This is a genomic window from Microbacterium zouquanmingi (genome assembly GCF_052266695.1).
Classification (GTDB): Bacteria; Actinomycetota; Actinomycetes; order Actinomycetales; family Microbacteriaceae; genus Microbacterium.
The window spans coordinates 216,859-242,065 of the sequence record NZ_JBQPQZ010000001.1; the positions used below are offsets into that span (position 1 = coordinate 216,859).

Consider the following 25,207-nt stretch of genomic DNA (forward strand, 5'->3'; position numbering starts at 1 on the left):
TCAGCCCTTCACCGCGCCGGTGAGTCCGCCGACGATGCGGCGCTCGAACAAGCTGAAGAAGATCAGGGCAGGAACCATGGACAGCGACGTGTATGCGAGCACACGTGCCGTGTCGACGGAATACTGCGAGGCGAAGCTCTGCACACCCAGTGGGAGCGTGAACAGACTCTGATCGCTGAGGATGAACAGCGGCAGCATGTAGCCGTTCCAGGAGCCGACGAAAGCCAGGATGCCTACGGTGATGACGCCGGGCAGGCTCAGTGGGATGACCATCCGCCAGAAGAACCCGAGTCGGGATGCACCGTCGATGGATGCAGCCTCTTCGAGCTCTTTCGGGATCGCTCGCAGGAACGGCACGAGGATGATGATGGTCGTCGGCAGAGCGAAAGCGATCTGCGGCAGGATGATCCCGGCCAGGCTGTTGACGAGCCCGAGGTTGCGGATCAGCAGGTACAGCGGCGTGATCGCGACGGTGATCGGGAACATCAGCCCTGCAGCGAACACCGAGTACATCAGGCCTCGTCCGCCGAAGTCGTAACGGGCGATCACGTAGCTGGCCATGAGCCCCAGCAGCACCGCGCCCACTGTGGTGCCGACTGCGGCGATCGTGGAGTTCAGCATCGCAGTCCAGAACTCGGAGCTCGCCAGCACGTCACCGTAGTTGGCGAGCTGCCAGGGTGCCGGGAAGCCGGACGGATCCAGGGTGATCTGGGAGTTCGTGCGGAACCCGCCGATGATGATGTACAGCACGGGCGTGATGCAGATGGTGATCAGGACGATCGCGATGAGGTAGACGCCGGGGCTTCCCCAGCGCACCTTCGGCGCACGGCGCACACCGCCGGGCTTCTTCGGCTGGACGAGCAGCGACGTGCTCAGGTTCTCGGTCGTCACTTCTTCTTCCTTCCGCTTTCGCCGGTCACTGCACCCTCGGTGTCGCGACGCAGCACGAAGCGCTGGTAGACGAGGGCGACGACCAGGGAGATGAGGAACAGCGTCACCGCCACAGCGTTTCCGAAGCCGTAGCTGCCGGCGAGGTGACCGTTCTGATACATGTAGGTCGCCATCGTCGACGTGCCTGCGGTGGCAGAGATGTACTGGCCCCAGATGATGTTGACCAGGTCGAACAGCTGCAGCGCGCCGATCATCGACAGGAACGCCCAGATGCGGATCGTGGGTCCGAGCAACGGCAGCGTGATGTGCCACTGGATCTTCCAGAAGCCGGCGCCGTCGATGGCAGCCGCCTCGTAGAGCTCTTCGGGGATCGACTGCATGCCCGCGAGCATGAGGATCACAGCGAAGCCGATGTACTTCCACGTGATGATGACCATCAGCGTCCAGATCGCGATGGAGGGGTCAGCGAGCCAGGACTGCTGGAATGCACCGAGGCCCCACTTCTCGAGAAGAGAGTTCAGTGCCCCCGCGTCCTGCATCATCAGGCTCCATCCGATGCCGACGATGACCTCGGAGATCACGTAGGGCATGAAGATGAGCACACGGATGATGGAGCGACCGCGAATCTTCTGGTTCAGCAGCAGTGCGAACAGAATCGCGATCGGGCCCTGCATGACGAGCGACAGCACGACGATGATGAAGTTGTGCGTCACCGCGTTGCGGAAGCTCTCGTCCTGCCAGAGCAGAACGTAGTTGTCCAGCCCGACGAACTCGGTCGGCCAACCGAACCCGTTCCATTTGAAGAAGCCGTAGTACGACGCCATCACCACGGGGAAGATGACGAAGCCGACGAAGACGATGAGGGCGGGACCTGAGAGGAGAGCGATCTCACCGCGCTTGCGCCAGTCGACGCGTCGCGGCCGCCGCACCGGGGCCGGCGAGTTGCCGGCCCCGGTGTGGGCGTTCTCAGGCACGGCGTTCGCCGTGACCTGGGTGTCGATCATGTGCCGGTTCAGCCTCTCGCTGCAGCCGTGGTGATCTGCTCGACGAGCTTGTCGGGCGTGCCCTGACCTGCGAGCATCTCGACGACGCCGACGTTCAGCGCGTTTCCGACGTTCTGGCCGAGCGCGGTGTCCAGCCACAGCGCGACGTACGGAGCCTGGCTGTAGGCCTCCATCAGCGGTATCAGCGACGGGTCGGTGACAGCACCGGTAGCCTCCTGCGACGCGGGGATGGTCTGGAAGGCCTCAGCGTACTTCTCCTGCCATTGCTTCGAGGAGACGAAGTTGAGGAAGTCCTCGCACGCTGCCGGAGAATCTGTCGAGCAGGAGTAGCCGTCAACGCCACCCATCATCGCTCCGGCCTCGCCTTCGCCGCCGGGAACCTCGGGGAAGGGGAACCAGCCGAGGTCAGGCAGCGGCTGCTCGTCGGGAGTCAGGCTCGCGATCACGCCGACGTTCCAGGCGCCCATGAGCTCCATGGCTGCCTTGTGGTTCGCCACGAGTCCTGCCGAGGAATTTGCTCCCTCCTGTGCGGAGGTCGTCAGGAAGCCCTCGCTGAAGGGATCGGTGCCCGCGAAGTCTGCCAGGTTCTCCGCAGCAGTCAGCCAGCACTCGTTCGTGAAGTCGGGGTCGGTGACAAGGTTGGAAATGACGTCCTGGCCGCAGGCGCGCAGCGCGAAGAAGTAATACCAGTGCGCTGCCGGCCATGCGTCCTTTGCACCAAGGGCGATCGGCTGGATGCCGGCATCCTTGAGCTTGCTGACGGCGGCATCGAGGTCATCGAGCGTCTTGGGCTCTTCAGCAATGCCGGCCTGCTCGAACAGGTCCTTGCTGTAGAAGATTCCACCCGGCAGCACAGCACTGGGCATGCCGTAGATCTTGCCGTCGACCGTGAAGGCCGCGAACGGCGCTTCGCCGAATGCGCTCTTCACATCGGGGTCGATGGCGTCAGTCAGGTCTTTGACCTTGCCCGCAGAAACGATGTCTGCGAGTTTGCCGCCACCGCGAGCCATGAAGATGTCCGGCATGTCGCCCGAGTTCACGGCGGTCTGCAGCTTGCCATCCATGTCTTCGTTCTGGATGGAGGTGACCTTGATGGTCACCTCGGGGTTTTCTTTGGTGAATGCTGCGGACGCATCATCCCAGTACTGTTTCCCATCACCGGTGGTGGAGTTGTGCCACATGGTCAGTTCGACGTCTCCACCCTCTGCGGTGTCGCCGGATCCACCAGAGCAGGCCGTCAGGCCCACTACCATCAGGGCTGCGACGGCTACCGCCGCCCCCCTCGCGCTGCGCATCTTCATGCCGTGTTCTCCTCTTCGTCGAGTGATTGCCTTTGTAGGGTGTTCGCACCGCTGCGTGAGCGATGATACGGCCGTTGCGGTCATTTGTTGCCAGCAACCCCAATATGCCGTGCGCCTACTCTGGCATCCGAGATCACGTTGTGTCAAACGTTATCGATAACGTTTTCGACACCTTGGCTATAGTGAAGCCATGAATGGCCGGATCACGATCAACGACGTCGCCCGTGCTGCCGGAGTCTCGGTCGCAACGGTGTCCAAAGCGATCAACGGGCGATACGGGGTCTCCCCCGAGACGATGGCGACCGTGATGGGCGTCGTCTCCGATCTCGGATACGAGAGCTCACTGGTCGCCACCTCGATGCGCCGTCGCAGCACGAACGTCATCGGCGTGCTGGTGGCCGAGTTCGAGCCGTTCTCGCTCCAGCTGCTGCGCGGAGTCTCCAGCGCGCTCCAGGACACCGACTACGACGTTCTCGCGTACGCCGGAACGGTATCGGCCGGCGACCACCTCGGCTGGGAGCACCGATCCCTGTCACGCCTGGGCGGCACACTCATCGACGGGGCAATCCTGGTCACACCCACCACCACGCGCACGAAGACTTCGGTGCCGATCGTCTCCGTCGACCCCCACATCGGCGCAGATGACCCCGCCACCGTGGGGGTTGCGAACGTCGAGGGGGCGCGCGCAGCGACCGAGCACCTCATCTCGCTCGGCCACCGCCGGATCGCGCACCTGCGCGGGCGCATCGACCTCGAATCCGCTCGGGAACGAGAGCGCGGATACCGTGAGGCCCTCGAGTCGGCCGGCATCCCCTTCGATCCCGAACTCATCGCCGATGGCGGATACCGCACCTCGGATTCCACAGAGGCGGCACGAGAGATTCTCGACCTGCCGGACGCCCCGACCGCGGTCTTCGCGGCAAACGACCTGTCTGCCATCGAGATGATCCGCATCGCTTCGGAGCGCGGACTGCGAGTGCCGGACGATATCTCGGTCGTCGGCTTCGACGACATCCTCGATGCCGCCTCGCACACACCACAGCTCACGACCGTGCGCCAGCCGCTGCCCGAGATGGGAACCGCCGCCGTGCGGATGCTGCTGGACGTGCTGCGGGGACACACACCGGAGCCGATCCGGATGCCGACGACACTCGTCGTGCGCGAATCCACCGCCGCCCCTCGACGCTGAGAATCGTCTCCGGCGATTGCAATTGCGGACGGGCCCTCGATGGCTTATGTTGTCTATCACAACTTATATTGAGCCACCGCTTGCAGAGGAGCAGCCATGCCCACCCCCACCCGCGAAGACAAGTTCTCCTTCGGTCTCTGGACCGTCGGCTACAACGGCACCGATCCCTTCGGCGGCCCTACCCGTCCGGCACTCGATGTCGTGCACGCTGTCGAGAAGCTCGCTGAGCTCGGCGCCTACGGTCTGACCTTCCACGACGACGACCTCTTCGCCTTCGGCTCCACCGACGCCGAGCGTCAGACCCAGATCGACCGCCTCAAGGGCGCGCTGGCTGACACCGGGCTGATCGTGCCGATGGTCACCACGAACCTGTTCAGCGCCCCCGTCTTCAAGGACGGCGGCTTCACCTCGAACGACCGCGACGTGCGTCGTTACGCGCTGCGCAAGGTCTTCCGCCAGCTCGACCTCGGTGCCGAGCTGGGAGCAAAGACCTTCGTCATGTGGGGCGGCCGCGAGGGCGCAGAGTACGACTCGGCCAAGGACGTCCGCCAGGCACTCGAGCGCTACCGCGAGGCCGTCAACCTGCTCGGCGACTACGTCACCGACAAGGGTTACGACATCCGCTTCGCCATCGAGCCCAAGCCCAACGAGCCCCGCGGCGACATCCTGCTGCCCACGCTCGGCCACGCGATCGCCTTCATCGACTCGCTGGAGCGCTCCGAGCTGTTCGGCGTGAACCCCGAGGTCGGCCACGAGCAGATGGCGGGCCTGAACTTCACCGCTGGCATCGCGCAGGCGCTGTACCACGGCAAGCTCTTCCACATCGACCTCAACGGCCAGCGCGGCATCAAGTACGACCAGGACCTCGTGTTCGGTCACGGCGATCTGCACAACGCATTCTCGCTCGTCGACCTGCTCGAGAACGGTGGCCCTTCGACAGGCTCAGGAACCCAGCCCGTTCCCGCCTACGACGGCCCTCGCCACTTCGACTACAAGCCGTCGCGCACCGAGGACGAGACGGGTGTCTGGACCTCGGCCGCAGCGAACATGCACACCTACCTGCTCCTCAAGGAGCGTGCCGCTGCGTTCCGCGCCGACCCCGAGGTCCAGGAAGCACTGGCTGCTGCCAAGGTCGACGAGCTCGCACAGCCGACTCTGAACCCGGGCGAGAGCTACGACGACTTCCTCGCCGACCGCAGCGCCTACGAGGACTTCGACGCAGACGCCTACCTCGGCGGCAAGGGCTTCGGCTTCGTTCGCCTGCAGCAGCTCGCCACAGAGCACCTTCTCGGCGCGCGCTGATCATGCCGCTTGCTCTCGGGGTCGACAGCTCGACCCAGTCCTGCAAGGTCGTCGTGGTGGACACCGCGACCGGTGCCGTCGTGCGCACCGGTCGCGCCTCCCATCCTGACGGCACGTCAGTCGACCCCGAGGCGTGGTGGACGGCGCTGAACATCGCGCTCACGGAGGCCGGCGGACTCGACGACGTCTCCGCGTGGGCGATCGGCGGCCAGCAGCACGGAATGGTGGCGCTCGACGCCGAAGGCCGCGTCATCCGCGATGCACTCCTCTGGAACGACACTCGTTCTGCGGATGCCGCGAAAGAGCTCATCGCTGAGTTCGGCGCCGAGCAGCTCGCTGCTCGCACAGGGCTCGTCCCAGTGGCGTCGTTCACCATCACCAAGCTGCGCTGGCTGCGCGACAACGAGCCGGAGAGCGCATCTCGCGTCGCGGCCGTCGCGCTTCCGCACGACTGGCTCACCTGGCGGCTGCGCGGTTTCGGGCCGGAGAACCCCGTGCTCGACGAGCTCGTCACCGACCGCTCGGATGCTTCAGGCACCGGATACTGGGATCCAGCCACCGGCGAGTACGACCGCGAACTGCTGATCGCCGCTCTCGGTCATGACGCGGCGCTCCCCCGCGTTCTCGGCCCCGACGAGTCAGTGCGCGATGCCTCTGATCGCCTGGTCGGAGCGGGCGCCGGAGACAACGCGGGCGCAGCCCTCGGACTCGGCGCAGCCCCCGGCGATGTCGTCGTCTCGATCGGCACGTCCGGAACGGTCTTCGCGGTCAGCGAGCGCGTTGTCACGGATCCGTCCGGTACGGTCGCCGGCTTCGCCGACGCGACCGGCAACTTCCTCCCCCTGGTGGCGACGCTCAATGCGGCGCGGGTGCTGGCTGTCACAGCATCCCTGCTGGGTGTCTCTCTCGACGACCTCAGCGCACTCGCGCTGGAGGCGGACGCTGGCGCCGGCGGGCTCACTCTCGTGCCGTATTTCGAGGGCGAGCGCACCCCGAACCTGCCGGATGCCACGGCGACGGTGTCTGGAATGACTCTGGCCTCCACGACCCGCCCCAACCTCGCCCGCGCGGCTGTGGAAGGCATGCTGAGCGGGCTCGGTGCAGGTCTTGACGCGCTTCGCGCTCTCGGCATCCCGCTTGAGCGCGCGCTCCTGATCGGCGGCGGAGCGCAGTCCGAAGCTGTGCGGCAGGTCGCCGCCCAGGTTCTCGGCCTTCCCATCGAGGTGCCGGAGCCCGCGGAGTACGTCGCTCTCGGCGCCGCCAAACAGGCCGGAGCGCTCGTCAGCTGAGCATCACCAGCGGTTGGCGACGTCCTCTGCCCACCCGAACAGTGAGCTGATCTCGATGCGTCTGCCATCGACGCGCACCCAGCCGTCAAAGGTTCCGAACACCTGATCGCCTCGCGTTCCGATCACCCCCAGATTGGTGCGCGAGGTGTGGTCGTACTCGGGCGTCAGTGTGACGTCGACGTCCGTTCCGGTGATGCGCCAAGGCTCCATGGGACGCTCGAGGTCGTACTCCCAGCGCAGCTGCTCCGAGATCTTCGTCGTCCGCCCATCGACGATCAGGGCGTTCTCGGTCATGCCGGTGCCCTCGGTCCATCTGGCACCGAACTGCAGCCCGACCAGGTGCCCGTCGGTGTGGCCGACCGCGGCAGCCCAGTTCCAGCGCACGTCGTGGTGCCAGCGCCCGCGCCCGTGGTCGAGCACGGCCCACGCATTCTCGAGCTCTGTGACGACCCCATCGATCTCGATGTGCCCGATCGCCGGACGCACGACGTCCTTCACCGTGTACTGGAAGCGCCTCCTGCTCCACGGCACGACGACCGCCATCGACTCGTGACTGGTCTCCCGTTCCGCGCTGATGCACACCGACAGCCCCGGTGCCTTCGCGGTGATCTTGGTGGCGCCTCGCACCTCGGTGATCTCGATCTCGAGATCACGCGTCTTCGCCGTCGCCGGTCCTTCACCCAGTGTTGGCGGCAGCGTCGCCGTCCACGGACCGCCGATCTTGCCTCGATCGGTCGTAACTCCAGTCCGCCGATCGCGCACCCAGAATCCGTGCACGGCGGCATAGTCGAGAGACGACACGGTGATCGAGATGATGTGGGTCGGGCTGACGATCGCCCAGTACTCCCAGCGCTTGTTGCGGCCGCGGTCGCGGATGCCGCGCGCGATTCCCGAGGTGTCATGCAGCGGCGTCCGGCTCCAGCCGACGGCATCCGGGTTGAGATCGCCGTTGGGCAAGCACAACGGGACGGGACTCGTGATCTCGCGCTCGGTCATCGTTCAGCACTCTCCTTGACTGATTCTTCGAACATCTCGCGGAACTGCGCGTTCAACGCGCGCACGATATCGGGGTCCGGCTTCACAGCGCTCCGATCAGCGGTGAGCAGGCCGTTCGACTCGTCCTCGACATCTGCCAGCTGGGTGTACACCGTCGCTGACAGCCCTTGGGCGATCGCGGGAAGCACCTCACGACGATGCAGCTTCTCATACGCTTCGGTGAGCGCTTCGCGCGTCTCGAAGCGCCGGTAGCCGAACTCCTTCTCGGGATAACTGTGCCCGGGCAGGCGCAGGCTGTATCCACCGTATTCGGAGACGACCAGCACCCTGCCATCGCGCCGCCACCAGCGCGCAGGACGGATCGGCTGGAAGTACACGTGCAGACTGCGCAGGTCTCCTGCGCCCTGGTCATGCCATCCGCTCGCATGATCGATCACCCGATCCGGGTCGCGCTGGCGCACCCGCTCAGCGACCTCCGCCGCATCGAACTGCCCCCAGCCCTCGTTGAAGGGAACCCAGGTCACAACCGCCGGCGAGTTGCGCAGCAGATCCACCGTGGCATCCAGCTCGTCGAGGAACTCTGCCCGGCCTTCGGCATCTGCTCTTCCGAACGCGCCGTAGCGGTGATCGGAGATCCCGACATGCGGTGAGATGGCGGGGGCCGAGACGACCCACCGCTTGTAGCGCTCACCGCCGTTGACCGCGTCCTGCCACACCAGGATGCCGAGCCGGTCACAGTGGTGGTACCAGCGCAGCGGCTCGATCTTGATGTGTTTGCGGATCATCGTGAATCCGAGATCCTTCATCGCGACGACGTCTGCTTCCAGTGCCGCATCGTCAGGCGGGGTGTAGAGACCGCGCTCCCAGTACCCCTGATCGAGCACGCCGATGTGCGGGTACGGGTCGCCGTTCAGATGCAGGCGCGGGATCCCGTTCGCATCCGGCTGCACACCGACACTTCGGACCCCTGCGTAACTGGTGACCCGGTCATCGCCGAGGGTCACTTCGATGTCGTAGAGATGGGGATCCTCCGGTGTCCACAGCCGTGGCTCGGCGATCTGCAGCTGGAGGGCTTCTCCTGGGGCCCCATGGGCGGTCGCGACGCGCTGTCCGGCCTGACTGATCATCACCGCAACCGGGGCGGCACTCGCCGCCTCGACGGTGATCTCGACGGATGCGGTCGCCGCTCCCGTCCGCGCATCGGGGGTCCGCAGGCGCAGCCCGGTGACGTGCTCGTCTGGAACGATCTCGAGCCAGACGGTCTGCCAGATTCCCGACTGCGCGGTGTACCAGATGCCCCCTCTGTCGAGTCGCTGCTTGCCGACCGAATGGTGCGATGTGTCACTGACGTCGCGTACTTCGACGATGAGCTCGTGCACGTCGCCGACGCCCAGAGCGCGTGTGATGTCGACGGTGAACGGCAGGTAGCCGCCGATGTGCGCGGCGACCTCGACTCCGTCGATGAGCACACGGCACGATTGATCGACCGCGCCGAAGTGCAGCAGGGTGCGATGCCCTCGCTTCGCTGCGACATCAAGCCTCCGGCGGTACCAGAACGACTCGTCCGGTTGCAGCTGTCGTCCGACGCCGGAGAGCGCGGCCTCGGGCGAGAAGGGCACAAGAATGCTGCCGTCCCAAGACTGGGGCGAGACTCCTGCGGCGGTGAACGCGCAGTCCCATCGTCCGTTGAGGATCATGAAGTTCTCGCGCCGCAACTGCGGCCTGGGATACTCGGGGAACGGCACAGCATCCGTCGTCATCGGCGTCGCTCCATCCGCGCACGGACGATGGCAAGCACCGGCACGAAGACGAGCACCGCCGCAGCGGCGAGGAACATCTCAGGACCTGGGACGGGCTTGGACACACCGAGGTCGACGTACGTCTGCCCAGCCCCGGAGATAACCCACGCACCGAGGAATGGTCCGACGATCATCGGGACCATGATCGCCGTGACCATGCGCAGTCCCTGCACCATCCCTGCGCGTCCGTCCGGCGTCTCGTCGCGCACCGTCGCCGAGATCGACGCGACCGCGAGCATCATGCCGCCAAGCGCGAGGGATGCCGCGACGATGACGAACACCATGTCTCGAGCGAAGAACATCAGCACGAGACCGACCGCGAACAGTGCTGCCGCGGGAAGCAGCACCCGCCGCTTGCCCACCCGGTCCATGACCCGACCTCCGAGCACACTGATCACGGCCGCAGCGATGAGCGATACGCCGAGCACGAGCGCGTAGGAGTCGACCTGCAGCCAGTACTGCAGGTAGATGATCACGTACGGCAAGAAGACCTGACTTGAGGTGCCGATGACCAGCCAGAGAACCAGCGAGAGGTACAGCGGCGCGTTCGCGCGAATCACCGCGGGGCGGAATCCCTCGATCAGCCGTGCGGCCACCGATGGACCGTGGGAGCCTGCCGGAAGGGCATCCCGCGGCACCTCTTTGACGAGGAACCAGGCGATGAATCCCGTGACCACGGTGGCAGCACCGACGACGGCGAAGAACAACCGCCACTCCCCCGCGCGTGTCAGAGGGTCCAGAAGACCGAACACCAGCAGCATGGCCATCAGCGGCATGATCGCCAGGACGCCGTCGACCCGCCCACGGGTGCGGACAGTCGTCGACTCGGTCACCCAGGCGCCGAAAGCGGCATCGTTCGCCCCAGAGCCGAACACGCTCATCACGCAGTCCAGGACGATCACGCCGACGACCGCTGCGAGCACATACGGCGCCGCGACGGCACCTGAATCCGGCGCCAGCAGCCCGAAGCCCGCGGTGCACAGGCCCCAGGCGATGTAGCCGATCGCGATGAAGACGCGGCGTCTGCGCAGCCGGTCTGACCACGCGCCGACGAAGATGGTCGCCGCGGTGGCCGCCACGGCGCTGAGGGCGACCATCGTGGCGATCGCCGCGGGGTCCGGCGTGATCGTCTCGTACACGAACACGTTGAGATACATGTTCTCGACGGTCCAGGCGAGCTGGCCGACCAGCCCGATCACGATCACCGTGAACCACAGTCGCGCGCCTGGGCGCTCCTCAAGGTCTGCGCGACTGCGCGGTGCAGAGTTCTGTTGTGCTGACGTCATCGTCGTTACCCCTTGCGGCCGGGTGCGGTGTGCGGCGGAGTGCAGTGCGTGTGCTCTTGCCACACTTTTCCACGTGGCAAAGCTCTAACACTCTAGTGCAGCAGCGCCCAGCGTGTGGCGAATGGGTAGGACTGCCCCGGCCGCGACAGTGGCGGACTCATAGGATGTGCGGCCACACTGGAGGCATGACTTTCGCAGCCCTTCAGCCACTCGCCGATCGCGCGTCCCTTTTCGCCGCTCTCCGCCAGGACGCGCTCACCAGTGCCGTCGACGCACTCGGCGAGCACCGCTGGGATGCCGACATGGCTGCCGGCACGCTGACGTTCAGCTCGATCACCAACCCCGCGCAGAACATCGTCACGCGGCCGCATCTGATCGCGACGATCGCGCCGGGGCCCCGCTCGCTGCTGTGGGCCTGGGCTCACCCTCAGGGCGACCCGCAGGGCATCGCCGCGCAGCTGCGCGATTACGGAGCACAGTACGATCTGGTCGAGCTGACCCAGTCCGAGCTCGCGTTCCCCGACGACGTCGGCGCTGATGCAGAAGCCTGGATCTCCGACACCGCGCACCAGATCGGTGCGATCGCCACCGAGATCACCGGGCGCTCCCCCTATTACTCCGCGCCGATCGGCGGTGGCACGCGAGCCGTGTTCCTGCTCGATGCGCCCCTCCCCGCCACGACTGTCGCGGATGCCGCCGCCAAGGCGCCTCGCATCCTCTCGGGCCTTGCCCTCAGCGATGCCCGCTCGTCTGTGTGGGATGCCGCGCGCCTCGCCGGCTGGAACCTGGAATGGACCGACGCCGAGTTCACCGGCGCGAAGGTCTCGGATGCTTCGGGCACAGCGACATTCCGATTCGATGAGCAGGCTCGGATCACCGGCATCGAGGGTAGTCTCGGCGCATGAAGAACTGGCTGATCCGCGCAGTTTCGCTGTACGTCTTCAATGTCGTCGTACTGTTCCTGATCGGCCTGATCATGCGCAGTGTCAGCGTCGGCTGGCACGCACTGTGGGCATCGATCATCCTCACGCTGGCGACTCTTGCGCTCAAGCCCACGCTGCTCAAGGCGTTCCGCGGCTCGGCAGCGAAATCGGCTGACTCGCGCTCGAAGCTGGCAGAGAAGCTCGTTCAGTACCTGCTCGTCTTCATCGTCGAGCTCATCGTCTGGGTGCTCACCGTGGTGCTCAGCGGCGTGAACGTGAACGGGTGGTTCTGGGGGTACGTGCTTCCCCCGCTCTATCTGCTGATCGCCTGGGTCATCTACGACCAGATCGACGACCGCATGGAGGCCAAGACCGGAGAGCTCATGGGTTCGGTCGCCTCGAAGGTCAAGGGCAGGGGTGCCGCGGCATCCGCCCCATCGTCTTCTGCGGGGCCGTCGCCCGCCCAGGCCGCAGGGCGCGCGGAACTGGACGACGGGCTCACGCCAGAGCAGCGCCGCATGCTCGACGAGCTCTAGGCGCTCTCGCCATCCCGCTCAGCGGGATGCTACGAGCCGCTCGGCTGCCTCGACGACGTTCGTCATCAGCAGCGCGACGGTCATCGGGCCCACGCCGCCGGGGTTCGGCGACACGAAGCCGGCGACCTCTGCGACATCGGGGTGCACGTCGCCGAACACGCGGCTCTTGCCGGTCTCGGGGTCATCCTCACGGGTGACGCCGACATCGAGCACCGCTGCGCCCGGCTTGACGTCTGAGGCCTTGATGAGGTGCTTGACTCCGGCGCCCGCGACGATCACGTCGGCCTGGCGCAGATACGGCGACATGTCAGGGGTACCGGTGTGCACCTGGGTGACGGTCGCGTTGATGTCGCGACGGGTCAGCAGCAGGCCCATCGGCCGGCCAATCGTGACACCTCGCCCGACGACGACGACGTGCTTGCCGCCCAGGTCGTAGCCATTGCGCTGCAGCAGTTCGATCACGCCGCGCGGGGTGCATGGCAGCGGCGTAGTGATCGGGTTGTTGACGTTCAGCACGAGGCGGCCGAGGTTCGTGGGGTGGAGGCCGTCCGCATCCTTCGCCGGATCGATGCGCTCGAGGATCGCGTCGGTGTCGAGGTGCTTCGGCAGCGGCAGCTGCACGATGTAACCGTGGCAGTCGGGGTCGGCGTTGAGCTCGTCGATCAGCGCCTCGACCTCTTGCTGCGCAGCATCCGCCGGCAGCTCGCGCTGGATCGAATTCATCCCGATCGCCTCGGACTGCCGGTGCTTCATCCCGACATACAGCTGTGATGCCGGGTCCGCACCGACGAGCACGGTGGCGATGCCGGGCACGATTCCCTGCGTGCGCAAGGCGGCGACCCGCGCTGTCAGCTCGCTCTTGATCTCCGCAGCTGCGGCTTTGCCGTCCAGTACCTGTGCGGTCATGTTGTCTTCCTCTCGAGCATCCCTCGAGAATTGCTCTGCCGCGCGAGAATCTGCGTGGCAGCAGAATCCTCGCGCGGCAAACCGATTCTCGCGGTGAATGTGGGCGGGGCGCGGCTTACTGCTGCAGGTCGGGGTACAGGGGGAACTGCACGGCGAGGGCGTCCACACGGGCCTTGAGAGCCTCGACGTCGGCGTCCGGGATCAGCGCCTCGGCGATGATGTCGGCGACCTCGGTGAACTCGGCATCGCCGAACCCGCGGGTGGCGAGCGCAGCTGTGCCGATGCGCAGCCCCGAGGTGACCATCGGCGGGCGAGGGTCGTTCGGAACAGCGTTGCGGTTGACGGTGATGTGGATGTCGTGCAGCAGGTCTTCGGCCTGCTTGCCGTCGATCGCGGCATCCCGAAGGTCGACGAGCACGAGGTGCACGTCGGTGCCGCCCGAGCGCACGGCGATTCCGGCGTCCTTGACGTCCTGCTGGGTGAGGCGGTCGGCGAGGATGCTGGCACCGGAGAGCGTGCGGACCTGACGGTCCTTGAACTCCGGCGTCGCTGCGAGCTTGAACGCCGTGGCCTTCGCAGCGATCACGTGCATGAGCGGTCCGCCCTGCTGACCGGGGAAGACAGCGGAGTTGATCTTCTTCGCGATCTCAGGGTCGTTCGAGAGGATGAAGCCCGAACGGGGGCCGCCGATCGTCTTGTGCACGGTCGATGAGACGACGTGTGCGTGCGGAACCGGGTTCGGGTGCAGACCTGCCGCGACGAGGCCGGCGAAGTGCGCCATGTCGACCCAGAGCAGAGCACCGACCTCATCGGCGATCGCCCGGAACGCAGCGAAGTCCAGCTGACGCGGGTATGCCGACCAGCCGGCGACGATGACCTTGGGCTTGTGCTCCATGGCGAGACGGCGGACCTCGTCCATGTCGACGAGCGACGTCTCTGGGTCGACGCCGTAGGCGACGATGTCGTAGAGACGGCCGGAGAAGTTGATCTTCATGCCGTGGGTCAGGTGTCCGCCGTGGTCGAGCGAGAGACCCAGGAGCGTATCGCCGGGGCGGGCGATCGCGTGCATGACGGCGGCGTTCGCCGTGGCACCGGAGTGCGGCTGAACGTTCGCGAACTCGGCGCCGAACAGGCTCTTCACGCGCTCGATCGCGAGGGATTCTGCGACGTCGACCTCTTCGCAGCCGCCGTAGTAGCGACGACCGGGGTAGCCCTCGGCGTACTTGTTCGTGAGCACCGAGCCCTGCGACTGAAGCACGGAGACGGGCACGAAGTTCTCGGATGCGATCATCTCGAGGAAGGTGCGCTGACGCTTCAGCTCGCGGTCGAGGACCTCGGCGATCTCGGGGTCGACCTCGGAGAGCGGGGCGTTGAAGTACGGATCGGTCATGTCGTCCTCTTTCGTTGCGGAATGAATGTCATCGGGGAATGGATGTCATCGGCCCAGGCGCGCGGTCGAATTTCCGTAACGGTCGCTCCCCGGTGGTAGCCCACCCAGACGCCAGTCGCGACCGTTCGAGCATACCGGAATCACTGGCGCCCGAACAGCGCTCGCACTTCGACGTTGCGGCCTGCACGGAGTACCTTTTGTTCATGACCCTTCCACTTGTTCCCGCTCCCTCCATCCTCGTCGAGCGCACCGGCGCACTCGCCCTCGCTTCGAGTGCGCGCGTCGTCGTCGAGGACGGCGCTCCCGGGGCCAGCACGCACCGAGAGCAGGTGGATGCCGCAGCATCCGTCCTGGCGGATGTGATCGCCGAGCGCGTTGGGCGCCGTCCGGAGATCGTGGACGGCGCCGCGGAACCGGGCGATCTCGTTCTCCGGCACGATCCCGACCACGGCGCGGAGGGCTACACCGTGCGCGTCGGCGAGGTCGTGCGCATTGAGGGCGCGGCCGCCGGTCTCTTCTACGGCATCCAGACCGTTCGTCAGCTGCTCATGCGCGATGGCGCCGCATGGACGCTGCCGCGCGTCGACATCGATGACGCCCCGCGTTTCGAGTACCGGGGGGTGATGCTCGACGTCGCGCGCACGTTCTTCGACGTCGACACGGTGAAGGCGTTCATCGAGCGGGCGGCATCCCTCAAATTCAACCGTCTGCACCTTCACCTCACCGACGACCAGGGATGGCGGCTGCAGATCGAGAGTCGTCCGCTGCTCACCGAGAAGGGGGCGACGACGGCAGTGTTCGGGCGTCCGGGAGGGTTCTACACGAAGGCCGATTTCCAGGAGATCGTGCGTCACGCGAGCGCGCACCACATGCTCGTCGTGCCGGAGATCGACCTGCCGGGTCACACGCACGCGATCGGCCTCGCGTATCCCGGCATCGTCGAGGAGCCGGTCATGAACGATGCGCTCATCGCGCAGGCAGAATCACTCAACCAGCCGCTGCCGATCAGCGGCGAGCCGTACCTGGGCTGGGGCGTCGGACACTCCTCGGTGAAGATCCACGACGAGAGCACGTGGGAGTTCCTGCGGGATGTCCTCTCCGAACTCGCCGACCTCACTCCCGGACCGTATCTTCATGTCGGCGGCGACGAAGCACTCGGCACCCCACCCGCGGACTTCGACGCCTTCATGGAGCGGGTCACCGCCCTGGTCGCAGAATTGGGCAAGACACCCGTCACGTGGCACGAGGCGGGCTCCGCGCAGGTAGCCGAGGGGACGATCGGCCAGTACTGGGGAAGCGTCACACCATCCGCGGCGCACGCCGATGAGGCGCGACGCTTCGCAGAGCGCGGGGGCCGGGTGATCATGTCACCGTCTGACACCGCATACCTCGACCAGAAGTACGACGCCGATTTTGCGCTGGGTCTCGACTGGGCAGCACTCATCGATCTGAAGACCGCCTACGAATGGGAGCCCACGGCGATCGTCGACGATCTCCCCGCCGAAGCCGTCATCGGAGTGGAGGGTCCGCTGTGGAGCGAGACGATCGCGACGCTCGCCGACATCGATCAGCTCTTCTTCCCCCGTGCCGCCGCGCTCGCAGAGACGGCCTGGTCGGCTACCGACCGCCGCGAGTGGTCGTCGTTCCGGGAGCGGGTGGGCGGACTCGGCGCCGTGTGGGATGCCGCAGAATGGGGAGGCCACCGCCCCGCCGAGGTCAATTGGAGCAACCGATGAGCGCCACCGTGATCCATTCCGCCCGTCTGATCACCAACGGGACCGAGACTGAGAACGCCTGGGTGCGCTTCGAGAACGGTCTGGTCGTCGAAGTCGGCACCGAGTCTGATTGGCCCGATGCCGACACGATCCTCGACGCCACGACGATCGCCGGCCCGGATGCCGTGCTCGCGCCGGGCTTCGTCGACATCCACGGGCATGGCGGCGCCGGAGCATCCTATGACGACGGCGCGGAGGCGATCCGCGCCGCACGCGCGATGCACAGGCATCACGGCACGACACGTGCGGTGATCTCGCTCGTCACGGCCTCTATTGACGATCTCATCGGCCAGGTCGGTGCGATCGCAGACCTGATGCAGACGGATGCCGATGTTCTCGGTTCGCACCTCGAAGGACCGTTCCTCGATGTCGCGCACCACGGCGCGCATGAGCCGTCTCTGCTTCGCGCTCCACTGGCGGAGGACGTGCAGCGGCTGCTCGACGCGGGGCGTGGCACGGTGCGCCAGGTCACGCTCGCCCCGGAACTGCCCGGCGGTATCGAGGCGATCCGACTGATCGTCGCGGCCGGCGCTGCGGCCGCGGTCGGCCACACGAGCGCAGATGCCGCTCAGACTGGTGCCGCGTTCGATGCAGGAGCGACGATCCTCACTCACGCGTTCAACGCGATGCCCGGCATCCATCACCGCGCGCCCGGTCCTGTGCTCACCGCCGCGGCAGACCACCGCGTCGTGCTCGAGGCGATCGCGGACAACGTGCATCTGGACCCGAAGGTCATCAAGCTGCTGTTCGACTCAGCTCCTGGCCGGGTGGCGCTTGTCACCGATGCCATGGCGGCCGCCGGCAGCGCCGATGGCAGTTACGACCTCGGTGCAGTACGGGTGACGGTAAAGGACGGCATTGCGCGCACGGATGCCACCGGATCCATTGCGGGATCGACTCTCACTCAAGACATCGCACTCCAGCGCGCGGTGCAGGCAGGAGTGCCTCTGGTCGACGCTGTCCGTGCACTCACGCAGACGCCAGCGGCAGCGATCGGTCTGGGCGCGCGTCTGGGACAGCTCGCACCCGGATTCGTCGGCGATGCCGTGGTGCTGGACGCAGCACTGCAGGTGAAGCATGTGCAGACGGGCGCGGCAGTGCGCTGAGCACACGCGCGATGAGAGGTGGAGGGGCCGCCCTCCCCAGCGGCGGACCCCGGCTCCCTCCGGGCCGAGAGCGGGAGGCCCAGGACCTCCTCCCCCGAGGGTCCTGAGCCTGCCCGACCGATGCGTTTACCCCTTGCATCGGAGCCGAACTCCGCCCCCCGGTGGAGTTCTTGTGGCTGTCTCTCACCTAGGAGACGAACGTCATGCCGATTCATTACGCGAGATCGAAAAGATTTTTTGAGAATTGTCTCCGAGTTATCCCCAGGGCTGGCCAGGCTGGGAATTTCGCGAGAGAATAGCTCGGGCGCGTGATGAATGAGCGATTCACGCGTCTCTTCTTGTGGAGGCCAACGACACGCCCCACAACCTACGGATGACAGTGCATAACGACGAAACCTCTGAGACCGAACCGGCAGCTGATGCTGACCTGATCCTGCGCACCCGCTCAGGAGACGGTGAAGCGTTCGGTGAGCTCTGGCGCCGCCACTACCCGTCGGGCGTCGCGGTCGCCCGCTCAGTCACGTCGAGCATCGATCCTGATGACCTGGTCCAGGAGTCGTACGCACGCATCTATCAGGCGATCCTGAAGGGCGGCGGCCCGAACGGTTCGTTCCGCGCCTACCTGTTCACGAGCATCCGCAATACTGCCGCCGCGTGGGGACGCGCGCGTCGCGAGACCGCGATGGACGAGCTCGAGACCGTTCCCGACCCTGACAGCACTGAACAGGCCACCAACGACGCGCTCGACCGCGGACTGACAGCGCAAGCGTTCCGCAGCCTGCCCACGCGCTGGCAAGAGGTGCTCTGGTACTCCGAAATCGAGCAGATGAAGCCTGCCGAGATCGGCCCCCTGCTGGGCATGAAGGCCGGTGCCGTGTCCCAGCTCGCCTTCCGCGCCCGCGAGGGGTTGCGCGAGGCATGGGTGCAGGCGCACCTTCGCAGCACAGCTTCCGATTCGGAATGCCACTGGACGATAGAGCATCTCGGAGCTTACTCACGCGGCAACGTCAGCACACGAGACCGCGCACGCGTCGACGCGCACCTCGGTGGCTGCGCACGCTGCCTCATCGTCGCCGGCGAAGCCGATGAGGTCTCCAGCCGACTCGCGCTGGTTCTGCTGCCCTTGGTCCTGGGTATCGCCGGAGCCAGCGGTTACGCAGCCATGCTGCAGACCGGCGGTGTTCCTGCCGTCGCCATCGCCGCAATGCCTTCCAGCGTGGTCGCTGGCGGCGTCGTCGTCACCGGTGCGACACCGGCCGGTGTGGAGGCTGCGGCGAGCACCGCTGGCAGCGGCTCAGCGGGCAGCGGTGCGAGTGGCGGAGCCATCACGGGCATCGGTGCACTCGTCGGCGCGGGATCGGCGGCGCTGGTCGTCGCCGGCGTAGTCGCAGCCGCGGCGATCGTCCCCGGTCTTCTCGTTGCCAGTCCCGTGACGTCACTGCCCAGCGCTGGTGATGCAGACAGCTCATCCATCTCTTCGGATGTCGCGCCCGATGGCAGCATCGAGTCGAAGGACACCCTCGTTCTCGACGTTCCGGAGAAGAAGACGCCGAAGGATGCTCCCGACCTGCAGCCGCCCGTCGCGCCGCCCGTCGCCGAGGCACCGGTGAAAGAGGCCTCTGCGCCTGTCGACGACGAGCAGTCCGGCGACCGTGAGGGTAACGACGGCATAGAGACGACGGAGCCGACCGACCCCGGCGACGGTGGGGAGACCGATCCGACGGACCCGACGGAGCCGACGGACCCGACCGACCCGACCGACCCGACCGACCCCACGGACCCCACCGACCCCACGGACCCGACCGATCCGACGGACCCTCCCGTGGATCCCACGGAGCCTCCTGTCGACCCGACAGACCCCGCCGAACCAGCCGGTCCCACCGCTCCTGTGACGATCGTCGGCACATCGGTCTCGATCGACAGCGCAGGAAAGACCCATCTCAACATCACCGTGAACGGGGTTCCCGGCACCACCGTGCAGGCGCTCATCGACGGCAGTTCGAACGGTGCGGGGCAGATCGTTCTCGATGCCGACGGCGCTGGCGTGCTGGACCTGCGTCCTACCTTCATCCAGATCGTGCGCAATGCGAGCGTCACCATCCAGTACTTCACTGACGATGGTGCGGAGTATCCGCTCATGAGCACACTCTGGTCCCTTGGCGCCAACCGCAATTCAGCAGCCTCCGCCGAACAGCCCACCGACGTCGAACCTCTCGCGCAGGCGCCGCAGAGCGCCGTCGAGCCTCCCTCAGCGGCGATGCCAGCAGACGAGTTCGCCATCGAAGAGACCATGGTTCCTGAGCAGCCCGCTGCCGACGAGTCCACCGATGCCGTTGAGACCGCTCCCGCGGCGGAAGTCCCCTCCGACGAACCTGCCATCGAGGAGCCCGAACCGGCGCCGACTGAGGAATCGATCCCGGCCGAATAGACTGGGATCATGCCCGAAGCAGTAGACGCCGTCCCCGATCCCACCCGGCCCAGGATCAGTCCACTCGAGATCATTCGGACCGTCGTCCTGATCGTCGCGCTGGCGTCGCTTGCGATCTGGGGCTTCTCGATGTGGGGCTTCCCGTGGAGCCTCGTCCTCGGTCTCGGCACACCCGCCGTCGTGCTGCTGGTCTGGGCGCTCTTCCTCTCTCCTCGCGCCGTACTGCAGCTGCATCCGTTCATCCGCGCGGCTGTCGAACTGCTGATCTACGCAGGCGTCACGCTGGCGTGGTGGTCGATGGGACAGGCGTGGGCTGGCATCGCCTTCGCGGTCGTCGCCGTGGCAACCGGTGTCGTCACGGGTAGGAGAAACCTGCGTTGACCGCCCTCGCGGCCCTGAGGGAAGCACTCGGCGACATTGTCGACGTCGCCGAAGATTCTCTGGAGGCCGCGCGCTCTGACCGGTCGGGACATCGCTCCCGTGGCAGACCGCTCGCAATCGTGCACGCGGAGAGCATCACCCACGTGCAGCAGACGATGCGTCTTGCTACCGAGCATCGCACTCCGGTCGTTGTTCGCGGCGCCGGAACTGGGCTCGCAGGGGCTGCGAATGCCGGCCCCGGCGAGATCGTGCTGTCGACCGTACGGATGAATCGGGTGCTCGAGATTCGCCCAGATGATCTGATCGCGGTCGTCGAGCCCGGCATCCTCAATTCGGATCTGGGCGCCCTGCTCGCCGAAAGCGGACTGTGGTGGCCACCTGACCCCGCCAGCCGCGACATCTCCACCGTCGGAGGCAATATCGCCACCGGCGCCGGCGGCCTGTTGTGTGCGAAATATGGCGTGGTCCGCGATTGCGTGCTCGCCATCGATCTCGTGCTCGCCGACGGGCGCCTCCTGCACCTGGGGCACCGGAGCGTGAAAGGCGTCACCGGTCTCGACTTGACGTCGCTCGTCATCGGCTCGGAGGGCACCCTCGGTGTCGTCGTCGGCGCCACTCTCAAACTTCGCCGCGTCGTCGAGGGCGAGACGTGCACGCTCACCGCACTGTTCTCGAGTGTGCGCGCAGCGGCAATGGGGTCGGCCGCGGTCACGGCATCCGGTGTCCAGCCGGCGATCATGGAGCTCATCGACGCGACCAGCCTCGCCGCAGTGCACGCGTACCTGTCGCTGTCCGCTCCCCCGCCCGCGACGTCACAGCTGACCATCCAGACCGATGGGCCCACTGCCCGCTCCGATGCCGATCGCATCGCAGAGGTCCTGCGCACGGCAGGCGGAGAGGTCGCGCTCACCTATGACCGCACCGAGGGCGAGCGGCGGCTCACGATCCGCCGCTCGATGCATGGCGCCTTCGCGAGTCTCGGCACGACCCTGATCGAAGACGTCTCGGTGCCGCGCAGCGCCCTGCCGGCGATGTACGACGAGATCGCCCGCATCGAAAAGCAGTATGGGCTGATCATCCCCTCGGTCGCCCATGCCGGCGACGGAAACCTGCACCCGAACTTCATCTTCGAAGGCGAAGAGGTCCCCGACGTCGTGTGGGCCGCCGCAGATGATCTGTTCCGTTCCGCGATCCGGTTGGGCGGCACCCTCACCGGCGAGCACGGCATCGGGATACTGAAGAGCCGGTGGCTCTCCGAAGAACTCGGCGAGGATCAGTGGGGGATCCAGCGACAGATCAAACGCGTGTTCGATCCCCTCGGCATCCTGAATCCCGGAAAGGTGTTCGATCATGCCTGATATCCACGTCAGCGCGGCGGTGATCCACGATCAGACCCGACGCGTGCTCGTCGTGCGCAAGCAGGGCACGACCGCGTTCATGCAGCCGGGAGGGAAGCCGGAGGCCGGCGAGAGCCCGGCCCAGACGCTCGCCCGCGAACTCGATGAAGAGCTCGGGCTGATCGTTGCCGAGACCGAACTGGAGCCCTTGGGCAGATTCACGTCCGCCGCCGCGAATGAACCGGGTCACCGCGTCATCGCCGACGCGTTCGCGCTCACGATCGACGCGGATGCGGTCAGCGTGCAGGCCGAGCTCGCCGAGCTGCGATGGATCACCCCGGCAGACATCGGCACGCTCGAGCTCGCGCCGCTGAGCCTCGAGCACCTGCTGCCGATCGCCTGGCCCGCGCTCGCGCGGGACCAGGACGCGCCCTCCCGGCGTTAGAGCCCCTGCCACTCCGGCTTGTTGTCGAAGGCGTAACGGTAGTAGTCGGCGAGCTTCAGCTGGGAGGCTGCGGCTTCATCGACGACGACCGTCACGTGTTCGTGCAGCTGAATGGCCGACCCCGGCAGCAGCGCGCTGACTGGCCCCTCGACGGCACCGGCGACGGCCCGTGCCTTCCCTTCGCCGAACGCGAGGAGCACGAGATGCCGCGCGCGCTGGATCGTGCCGAGGCCCTGAGTGATGCAGTGCATCGGCACATCGTCGATCGAGTCGAAGAAGCGGGCGTTGTCCTTGCGGGTCTGCTCGGTGAGGGTCTTCACGCGCGTGCGCGAAGCGAAGGATGAGCCGGGCTCGTTGAATCCGATGTGACCATCGGTGCCGATTCCGAGAATCTGCAGGTCGACGCCGCCAGCAGCCTCGATCGCGGCCTCGTAGTCAGCACCGGCATGCTGGACGCTCTCCAGAGCACCGTTCGGAGTGTGGATGCGCTCGGGGTTCAGACCCAGCGGTTCCACGACCTCGCGGGTGATCACAGACCGGTAGCTCTCGGGGTGAGCGGGGTCGATGCCGACGTACTCATCGAGAGCGAATCCGCGCACCTGCGACACATCTGTTCCCGCGAGACGTCCGTGCAGCGCCTCGTACACCGGGAGCGGAGTCGATCCGGTGGCAAGGCCCAATACGGCATCCGGACGCCGCGCGATCAATCGCACGATCTCATCCGCGACCAGCGCTCCCGCAGCAGCGGGGTTCTCGACGATGACGACTTCAGCCATGGATAGCAATCTCCTGTTCGGGGGCGAGCGCTCCGACCAGCGCGGCGCCGAGGGCGGCCGCCGGAGAACCGGAGGGAAGCAATTCGATTCTCTCATCGAGATGCAGCGACCGCAGGAACGGCGACCCTGCCGCATCGGCGATGAGAGAGTTTCGGATGAGGACGCCGAGGCGCTCACCGAGGGCGGTGATTCCGCCGCCGATGACGACCGTCTCGACGTCACAACTGAGCACGAGCACCCGCACGGCGGCCGCTGCGCCGCGCGCGAGGTCGGTGCGAAGCATCAGCGCTTCGGTGTCGCCTGCGTCGGCCGCGTCGAAGATGTCGCGCACAGGGAGGGCACCGGGTCGTCCCCAGGCGCGGGCGACCGAGCCTCCGCCGCAGAGCGTCTCGATGCAGCCGCGCTGACCGCAGGTGCACACTCGTCCGGTCGGATCGACGGAGATGTGGCCCACTTCACCCGCCGTGCCTCTGGCGCCTCTCCAGAGGCGACCGTCTGCGACGATTCCGGCGGCCACTCCCGTGCCGAGGTTGAGGTACGCCATCGAGGGAGCAGCCTGCGATCCGCGCAGGGATGCTGCGCCGAGAGCGGCGGCCTTCACATCATTCTCCACGGCGACAGGAACACCGAGCCTGGCGCCGGCGAGCGTGGCCAGATCAAGCGACTCCACACCGAGATTGACCGCGTGCAGCACCCGACCATGTGCTGCGTCGACGAGGCCAGGGATGCCGACGCCGACGCTGCGCACATCCGCAAGATCGAAGCCCGCTTCTGCCTGCAACTCGCGGACGCTGTCCACGACATCTGCGACGACAGCATCCGCTCCGTGCCCTGTCGGGCGACGAACGCGGCCGATGATGTCGCCCGCATCCGAGACGGCGACGGCATCTGTCTTCGTCCCGCCGATGTCAAGACCGATGCGAACGGCAACGACGCGGGAAAGGTCTGCCAGTGGCACTACGAGACTCCCAACTGACCGGAGAGCACCATGACAGCAGTACCGCGAAGCACGATGTCGTCCTGGCGGGTGAGCCGGATCACGACGTCGTCGAAGACACCTTCGAGCGTGCGGGCGCGCAGCGTTTCGGTGGCCGCCTCGATGAGCGGCCCGTCGAGCAGATCGGATGGTCCGGAGAGCACCACTTCAGAGAGGTCGAGCGCTGTGACGATGGGAGCGATAGCGATCGCCATGCGCGCTCCCGCATCGCGCAGGATCACGTCGCGGGCATCGGGGTGTGCTGCAACTTCGTCGCGCAGTCGCGTGACGCTGAGCCAGGCCTCCAGGCATCCGTCTCGTCCGCAGACGCAGTGCGGCCCCCCGTCGGTGCCGACGATGACGTGCCCGATCTCACCGGCGGCGAAACGGCTTCCCATCAGCGGTTGACTGCCGGAGATGAGACCTGCGCCGACGCCGAATCCGATCTTAATCAGGATGAAGTCGGACCGAGCGTCCCCGAACGTGTATTCGGCGAGCACCGCGGCGTTCGCGTCATTGCGCACGAGCACAGGCAGATCGAGGTCAGCTCCGAGTCGGGCCTCGAGAGGGAAGTCCCTCCAGCCGAGGTTGGGAGCGTTCAGGACGACCCCGTCCGGGCGCACGACGCCAGGGGTGCCGACGCCCACGCCCAGCAGCGACGCGGTGGCCGCAGACACGAGTGCGCGACTGAGGCTGAGAACCGCGTCATAAGCTGCGCCTCCGTCGGACTGCGCGGGCCGTGCGACCTCACGGCGCACCAGCACGTCGCCGTCGAGGCTGAGAACCGCGCCGCGGAACACTTCGGTGTCCGAGAGATCGAGCCCGATGATCTGGTGCCCGAGGCGATCGATGTCGATGAGGATAGGCGGCTTTCCGGGGCCGCTCGTCTCGCGGATGCCGAGTTCGATGACGATCCCGTCTGTGATGAATTCGGCGACGAGATCGGAGATGGTCACGCGGGTCAGCCCGGTCTCGCGCGAGAGATCGGCGCGACTCATCGACCCCGCGTGGTACAGCGTCTGCAGCACCAGCGCCCTGTTGTGCCCGCGGGCATGTTCGGGGAGCACCTTGGCGCGGGAACGCAGAGAGCGCGCCGGCCCGAAGGCATGCGGCTGCGCGCTGACGTACTGGACAGGGGTCGAATCCCGCGGCTCACCCGTTTCGGACATGT

Annotated in this window: 22 protein-coding genes and 1 riboswitch; of the genes, 11 read left to right on the top strand and 11 right to left on the bottom strand. The window is 66.5% G+C overall.

The annotated features are described in order from the left end of the window. The 3 genes from ACTU6U_RS01045 to ACTU6U_RS01055 are packed head-to-tail and all read right to left on the bottom strand — an operon-like array spanning window position 1 to window position 3,196. Window positions 1-891 (bottom strand): carbohydrate ABC transporter permease, encoded by an 891-nt coding sequence (locus ACTU6U_RS01045; RefSeq protein ID WP_443467304.1) that lies wholly within the window; start codon window positions 889-891, stop codon window positions 1-3. Next, a complete protein-coding gene (locus ACTU6U_RS01050) occupies window positions 888-1,895 on the bottom strand; it encodes a carbohydrate ABC transporter permease (RefSeq protein WP_443467305.1) in 1,008 nt (335 codons plus the stop codon). The genes ACTU6U_RS01045 and ACTU6U_RS01050 overlap by 4 nt, the downstream gene beginning before the upstream one ends. An 8-nt stretch (window positions 1,896-1,903) precedes the next feature. Further along, entirely contained in the window at window positions 1,904-3,196 is a 1,293-nt protein-coding gene (locus ACTU6U_RS01055) for an extracellular solute-binding protein (protein WP_443467306.1), read from the bottom strand. Between the two features lie 190 nt (window positions 3,197-3,386). On the opposite strand from ACTU6U_RS01055, the gene ACTU6U_RS01060 reads away from it, so the two are divergent. The 3 genes from ACTU6U_RS01060 (at window position 3,387) to xylB (ending at window position 6,976) form a co-directional block, all read left to right on the top strand. Next, window positions 3,387-4,385, top strand: coding sequence for a LacI family DNA-binding transcriptional regulator (locus tag ACTU6U_RS01060; protein WP_443467307.1), 999 nt, complete (start codon window positions 3,387-3,389; stop codon window positions 4,383-4,385). A gap of 96 nt (window positions 4,386-4,481) precedes the next feature. Beyond that, window positions 4,482-5,687 (top strand): xylose isomerase, encoded by a 1,206-nt coding sequence (gene xylA / locus ACTU6U_RS01065; RefSeq protein ID WP_443467308.1) that lies wholly within the window; start codon window positions 4,482-4,484, stop codon window positions 5,685-5,687. A gap of 2 nt (window positions 5,688-5,689) precedes the next feature. After that, window positions 5,690-6,976 carry a xylulokinase gene (gene xylB / locus ACTU6U_RS01070; protein WP_443467309.1) on the top strand — a complete coding sequence of 429 codons (1,287 nt, stop codon included), beginning with the start codon at window positions 5,690-5,692 and terminating at the stop codon, window positions 6,974-6,976. Between the two features lie 3 nt (window positions 6,977-6,979). Here xylB and ACTU6U_RS01075 read toward each other — a convergent pair whose 3' ends face one another. Genes ACTU6U_RS01075 through ACTU6U_RS01085 form a run of 3 tightly spaced genes read right to left on the bottom strand, consistent with a single transcriptional unit; the run spans window position 6,980 to window position 11,057 of the window. Then, window positions 6,980-7,972, bottom strand: coding sequence for a DUF2804 domain-containing protein (locus ACTU6U_RS01075; protein WP_443467310.1), 993 nt, complete (start codon window positions 7,970-7,972; stop codon window positions 6,980-6,982). Further along, window positions 7,969-9,732, bottom strand: a complete 1,764-nt coding sequence (locus ACTU6U_RS01080) for a glycoside hydrolase family 2 protein (protein WP_443467311.1) — start codon at window positions 9,730-9,732, stop codon at window positions 7,969-7,971. Before ACTU6U_RS01080 ends, ACTU6U_RS01075 begins: the two co-directional genes overlap by 4 nt. Then, window positions 9,729-11,057, bottom strand: a complete 1,329-nt coding sequence (locus tag ACTU6U_RS01085; RefSeq protein WP_443467312.1) for an MFS transporter — start codon at window positions 11,055-11,057, stop codon at window positions 9,729-9,731. Before ACTU6U_RS01085 ends, ACTU6U_RS01080 begins: the two co-directional genes overlap by 4 nt. 185 nt (window positions 11,058-11,242) lie before the next feature. Here ACTU6U_RS01085 and ACTU6U_RS01090 point away from each other — a divergent pair, with 185 nt between their 5' ends. After that, the gene (locus ACTU6U_RS01090) at window positions 11,243-11,962 is read left to right on the top strand and encodes a DUF6882 domain-containing protein (RefSeq protein ID WP_443467313.1); all 720 of its coding nucleotides are present in this window, start codon (window positions 11,243-11,245) and stop codon (window positions 11,960-11,962) included. Further along, window positions 11,959-12,516, top strand: a complete 558-nt coding sequence (locus ACTU6U_RS01095) for a hypothetical protein (RefSeq protein ID WP_443467314.1) — start codon at window positions 11,959-11,961, stop codon at window positions 12,514-12,516. Before ACTU6U_RS01090 ends, ACTU6U_RS01095 begins: the two co-directional genes overlap by 4 nt. Before the next feature lie 18 nt (window positions 12,517-12,534). Here the strand turns inward: ACTU6U_RS01095 and ACTU6U_RS01100 are convergent, their stop codons facing one another. Together ACTU6U_RS01100 and glyA are read right to left on the bottom strand one after the other, a co-directional pair. Next, window positions 12,535-13,422, bottom strand: coding sequence for a bifunctional methylenetetrahydrofolate dehydrogenase/methenyltetrahydrofolate cyclohydrolase (locus ACTU6U_RS01100; protein ID WP_443467315.1), 888 nt, complete (start codon window positions 13,420-13,422; stop codon window positions 12,535-12,537). Window positions 13,423-13,537: 115 nt separating this feature from the next. Next, a complete protein-coding gene (gene glyA, locus ACTU6U_RS01105; RefSeq protein ID WP_443467316.1) occupies window positions 13,538-14,812 on the bottom strand; it encodes a serine hydroxymethyltransferase in 1,275 nt (424 codons plus the stop codon). A 44-nt stretch (window positions 14,813-14,856) separates the two neighbouring features. Then, window positions 14,857-14,941: riboswitch (ZMP/ZTP riboswitch) on the bottom strand. Between the two features lie 74 nt (window positions 14,942-15,015). Here glyA and ACTU6U_RS01110 point away from each other — a divergent pair. The 6 genes from ACTU6U_RS01110 to ACTU6U_RS01135 all read left to right on the top strand — a co-directional run bounded on the left by ACTU6U_RS01110 (window position 15,016) and on the right by ACTU6U_RS01135 (window position 22,284). Next, complete coding sequence (locus tag ACTU6U_RS01110) at window positions 15,016-16,548, top strand: beta-N-acetylhexosaminidase (protein WP_443467317.1); 1,533 nt, start codon at window positions 15,016-15,018, stop codon at window positions 16,546-16,548. Next, window positions 16,545-17,693 (top strand): N-acetylglucosamine-6-phosphate deacetylase, encoded by a 1,149-nt coding sequence (gene nagA, locus ACTU6U_RS01115; RefSeq protein ID WP_443467318.1) that lies wholly within the window; start codon window positions 16,545-16,547, stop codon window positions 17,691-17,693. The genes ACTU6U_RS01110 and nagA overlap by 4 nt, the downstream gene beginning before the upstream one ends. Window positions 17,694-18,072: 379 nt before the next feature. Further along, entirely contained in the window at window positions 18,073-20,121 is a 2,049-nt protein-coding gene (locus tag ACTU6U_RS01120) for a sigma-70 family RNA polymerase sigma factor (protein ID WP_443467319.1), read from the top strand. Between the two features lie 9 nt (window positions 20,122-20,130). Next, window positions 20,131-20,502, top strand: coding sequence for a YrdB family protein (locus tag ACTU6U_RS01125; protein WP_443467320.1), 372 nt, complete (start codon window positions 20,131-20,133; stop codon window positions 20,500-20,502). Continuing rightward, window positions 20,499-21,860, top strand: a complete 1,362-nt coding sequence (locus tag ACTU6U_RS01130) for an FAD-binding oxidoreductase (protein WP_443467321.1) — start codon at window positions 20,499-20,501, stop codon at window positions 21,858-21,860. Before ACTU6U_RS01125 ends, ACTU6U_RS01130 begins: the two co-directional genes overlap by 4 nt. Next, complete coding sequence (locus ACTU6U_RS01135; protein ID WP_443467322.1) at window positions 21,853-22,284, top strand: NUDIX hydrolase; 432 nt, start codon at window positions 21,853-21,855, stop codon at window positions 22,282-22,284. Before ACTU6U_RS01130 ends, ACTU6U_RS01135 begins: the two co-directional genes overlap by 8 nt. Here the strand turns inward: ACTU6U_RS01135 and ACTU6U_RS01140 are convergent. From ACTU6U_RS01140 to ACTU6U_RS01150, 3 genes are read right to left on the bottom strand one after another with little or no spacing between them, the layout of a single operon-like run. Next, window positions 22,281-23,060: a glucosamine-6-phosphate deaminase gene (locus ACTU6U_RS01140; protein WP_443467323.1), complete on the bottom strand. Its 780-nt coding sequence runs from the start codon at window positions 23,058-23,060 to the stop codon at window positions 22,281-22,283. The genes ACTU6U_RS01135 and ACTU6U_RS01140 overlap by 4 nt on opposite strands. Then, entirely contained in the window at window positions 23,053-24,018 is a 966-nt protein-coding gene (locus tag ACTU6U_RS01145; RefSeq protein ID WP_443467324.1) for an ROK family protein, read from the bottom strand. The genes ACTU6U_RS01140 and ACTU6U_RS01145 overlap by 8 nt, the downstream gene beginning before the upstream one ends. Further along, complete coding sequence (locus ACTU6U_RS01150) at window positions 24,018-25,205, bottom strand: ROK family transcriptional regulator (RefSeq protein ID WP_443467325.1); 1,188 nt, start codon at window positions 25,203-25,205, stop codon at window positions 24,018-24,020. The genes ACTU6U_RS01145 and ACTU6U_RS01150 overlap by 1 nt, the downstream gene beginning before the upstream one ends. Window positions 25,206-25,207 lie beyond the last annotated feature (2 nt).

What these genes read in the sequence shown, in the direction of transcription:
- ACTU6U_RS01100 (WP_443467315.1), bottom strand. Translation starts at nt 13,422, where the DNA reads ATGACCGCACAGGTACTGGACGGCAAAGCCGCAGCTGCGGAGATCAAG.
- ACTU6U_RS01095 (WP_443467314.1), top strand. Translation starts at nt 11,959, where the DNA reads ATGAAGAACTGGCTGATCCGCGCAGTTTCGCTGTACGTCTTCAATGTC.
- ACTU6U_RS01135 (WP_443467322.1), top strand. Translation starts at nt 21,853, where the DNA reads ATGCCTGATATCCACGTCAGCGCGGCGGTGATCCACGATCAGACCCGA.
- ACTU6U_RS01125 (WP_443467320.1), top strand. Translation starts at nt 20,131, where the DNA reads ATGCCCGAAGCAGTAGACGCCGTCCCCGATCCCACCCGGCCCAGGATC.
- ACTU6U_RS01085 (WP_443467312.1), bottom strand. Translation starts at nt 11,057, where the DNA reads ATGACGTCAGCACAACAGAACTCTGCACCGCGCAGTCGCGCAGACCTT.
- ACTU6U_RS01090 (WP_443467313.1), top strand. Translation starts at nt 11,243, where the DNA reads ATGACTTTCGCAGCCCTTCAGCCACTCGCCGATCGCGCGTCCCTTTTC.
- ACTU6U_RS01110 (WP_443467317.1), top strand. Translation starts at nt 15,016, where the DNA reads ATGACCCTTCCACTTGTTCCCGCTCCCTCCATCCTCGTCGAGCGCACC.
- ACTU6U_RS01075 (WP_443467310.1), bottom strand. Translation starts at nt 7,972, where the DNA reads ATGACCGAGCGCGAGATCACGAGTCCCGTCCCGTTGTGCTTGCCCAAC.
- glyA (WP_443467316.1), bottom strand. Translation starts at nt 14,812, where the DNA reads ATGACCGATCCGTACTTCAACGCCCCGCTCTCCGAGGTCGACCCCGAG.
- ACTU6U_RS01050 (WP_443467305.1), bottom strand. Translation starts at nt 1,895, where the DNA reads ATGATCGACACCCAGGTCACGGCGAACGCCGTGCCTGAGAACGCCCAC.
- ACTU6U_RS01055 (WP_443467306.1), bottom strand. Translation starts at nt 3,196, where the DNA reads ATGAAGATGCGCAGCGCGAGGGGGGCGGCGGTAGCCGTCGCAGCCCTG.
- ACTU6U_RS01060 (WP_443467307.1), top strand. Translation starts at nt 3,387, where the DNA reads ATGAATGGCCGGATCACGATCAACGACGTCGCCCGTGCTGCCGGAGTC.
- ACTU6U_RS01140 (WP_443467323.1), bottom strand. Translation starts at nt 23,060, where the DNA reads ATGGCTGAAGTCGTCATCGTCGAGAACCCCGCTGCTGCGGGAGCGCTG.
- xylA (WP_443467308.1), top strand. Translation starts at nt 4,482, where the DNA reads ATGCCCACCCCCACCCGCGAAGACAAGTTCTCCTTCGGTCTCTGGACC.
- xylB (WP_443467309.1), top strand. Translation starts at nt 5,690, where the DNA reads ATGCCGCTTGCTCTCGGGGTCGACAGCTCGACCCAGTCCTGCAAGGTC.
- ACTU6U_RS01150 (WP_443467325.1), bottom strand. Translation starts at nt 25,205, where the DNA reads ATGTCCGAAACGGGTGAGCCGCGGGATTCGACCCCTGTCCAGTACGTC.
- nagA (WP_443467318.1), top strand. Translation starts at nt 16,545, where the DNA reads ATGAGCGCCACCGTGATCCATTCCGCCCGTCTGATCACCAACGGGACC.
- ACTU6U_RS01080 (WP_443467311.1), bottom strand. Translation starts at nt 9,732, where the DNA reads ATGACGACGGATGCTGTGCCGTTCCCCGAGTATCCCAGGCCGCAGTTG.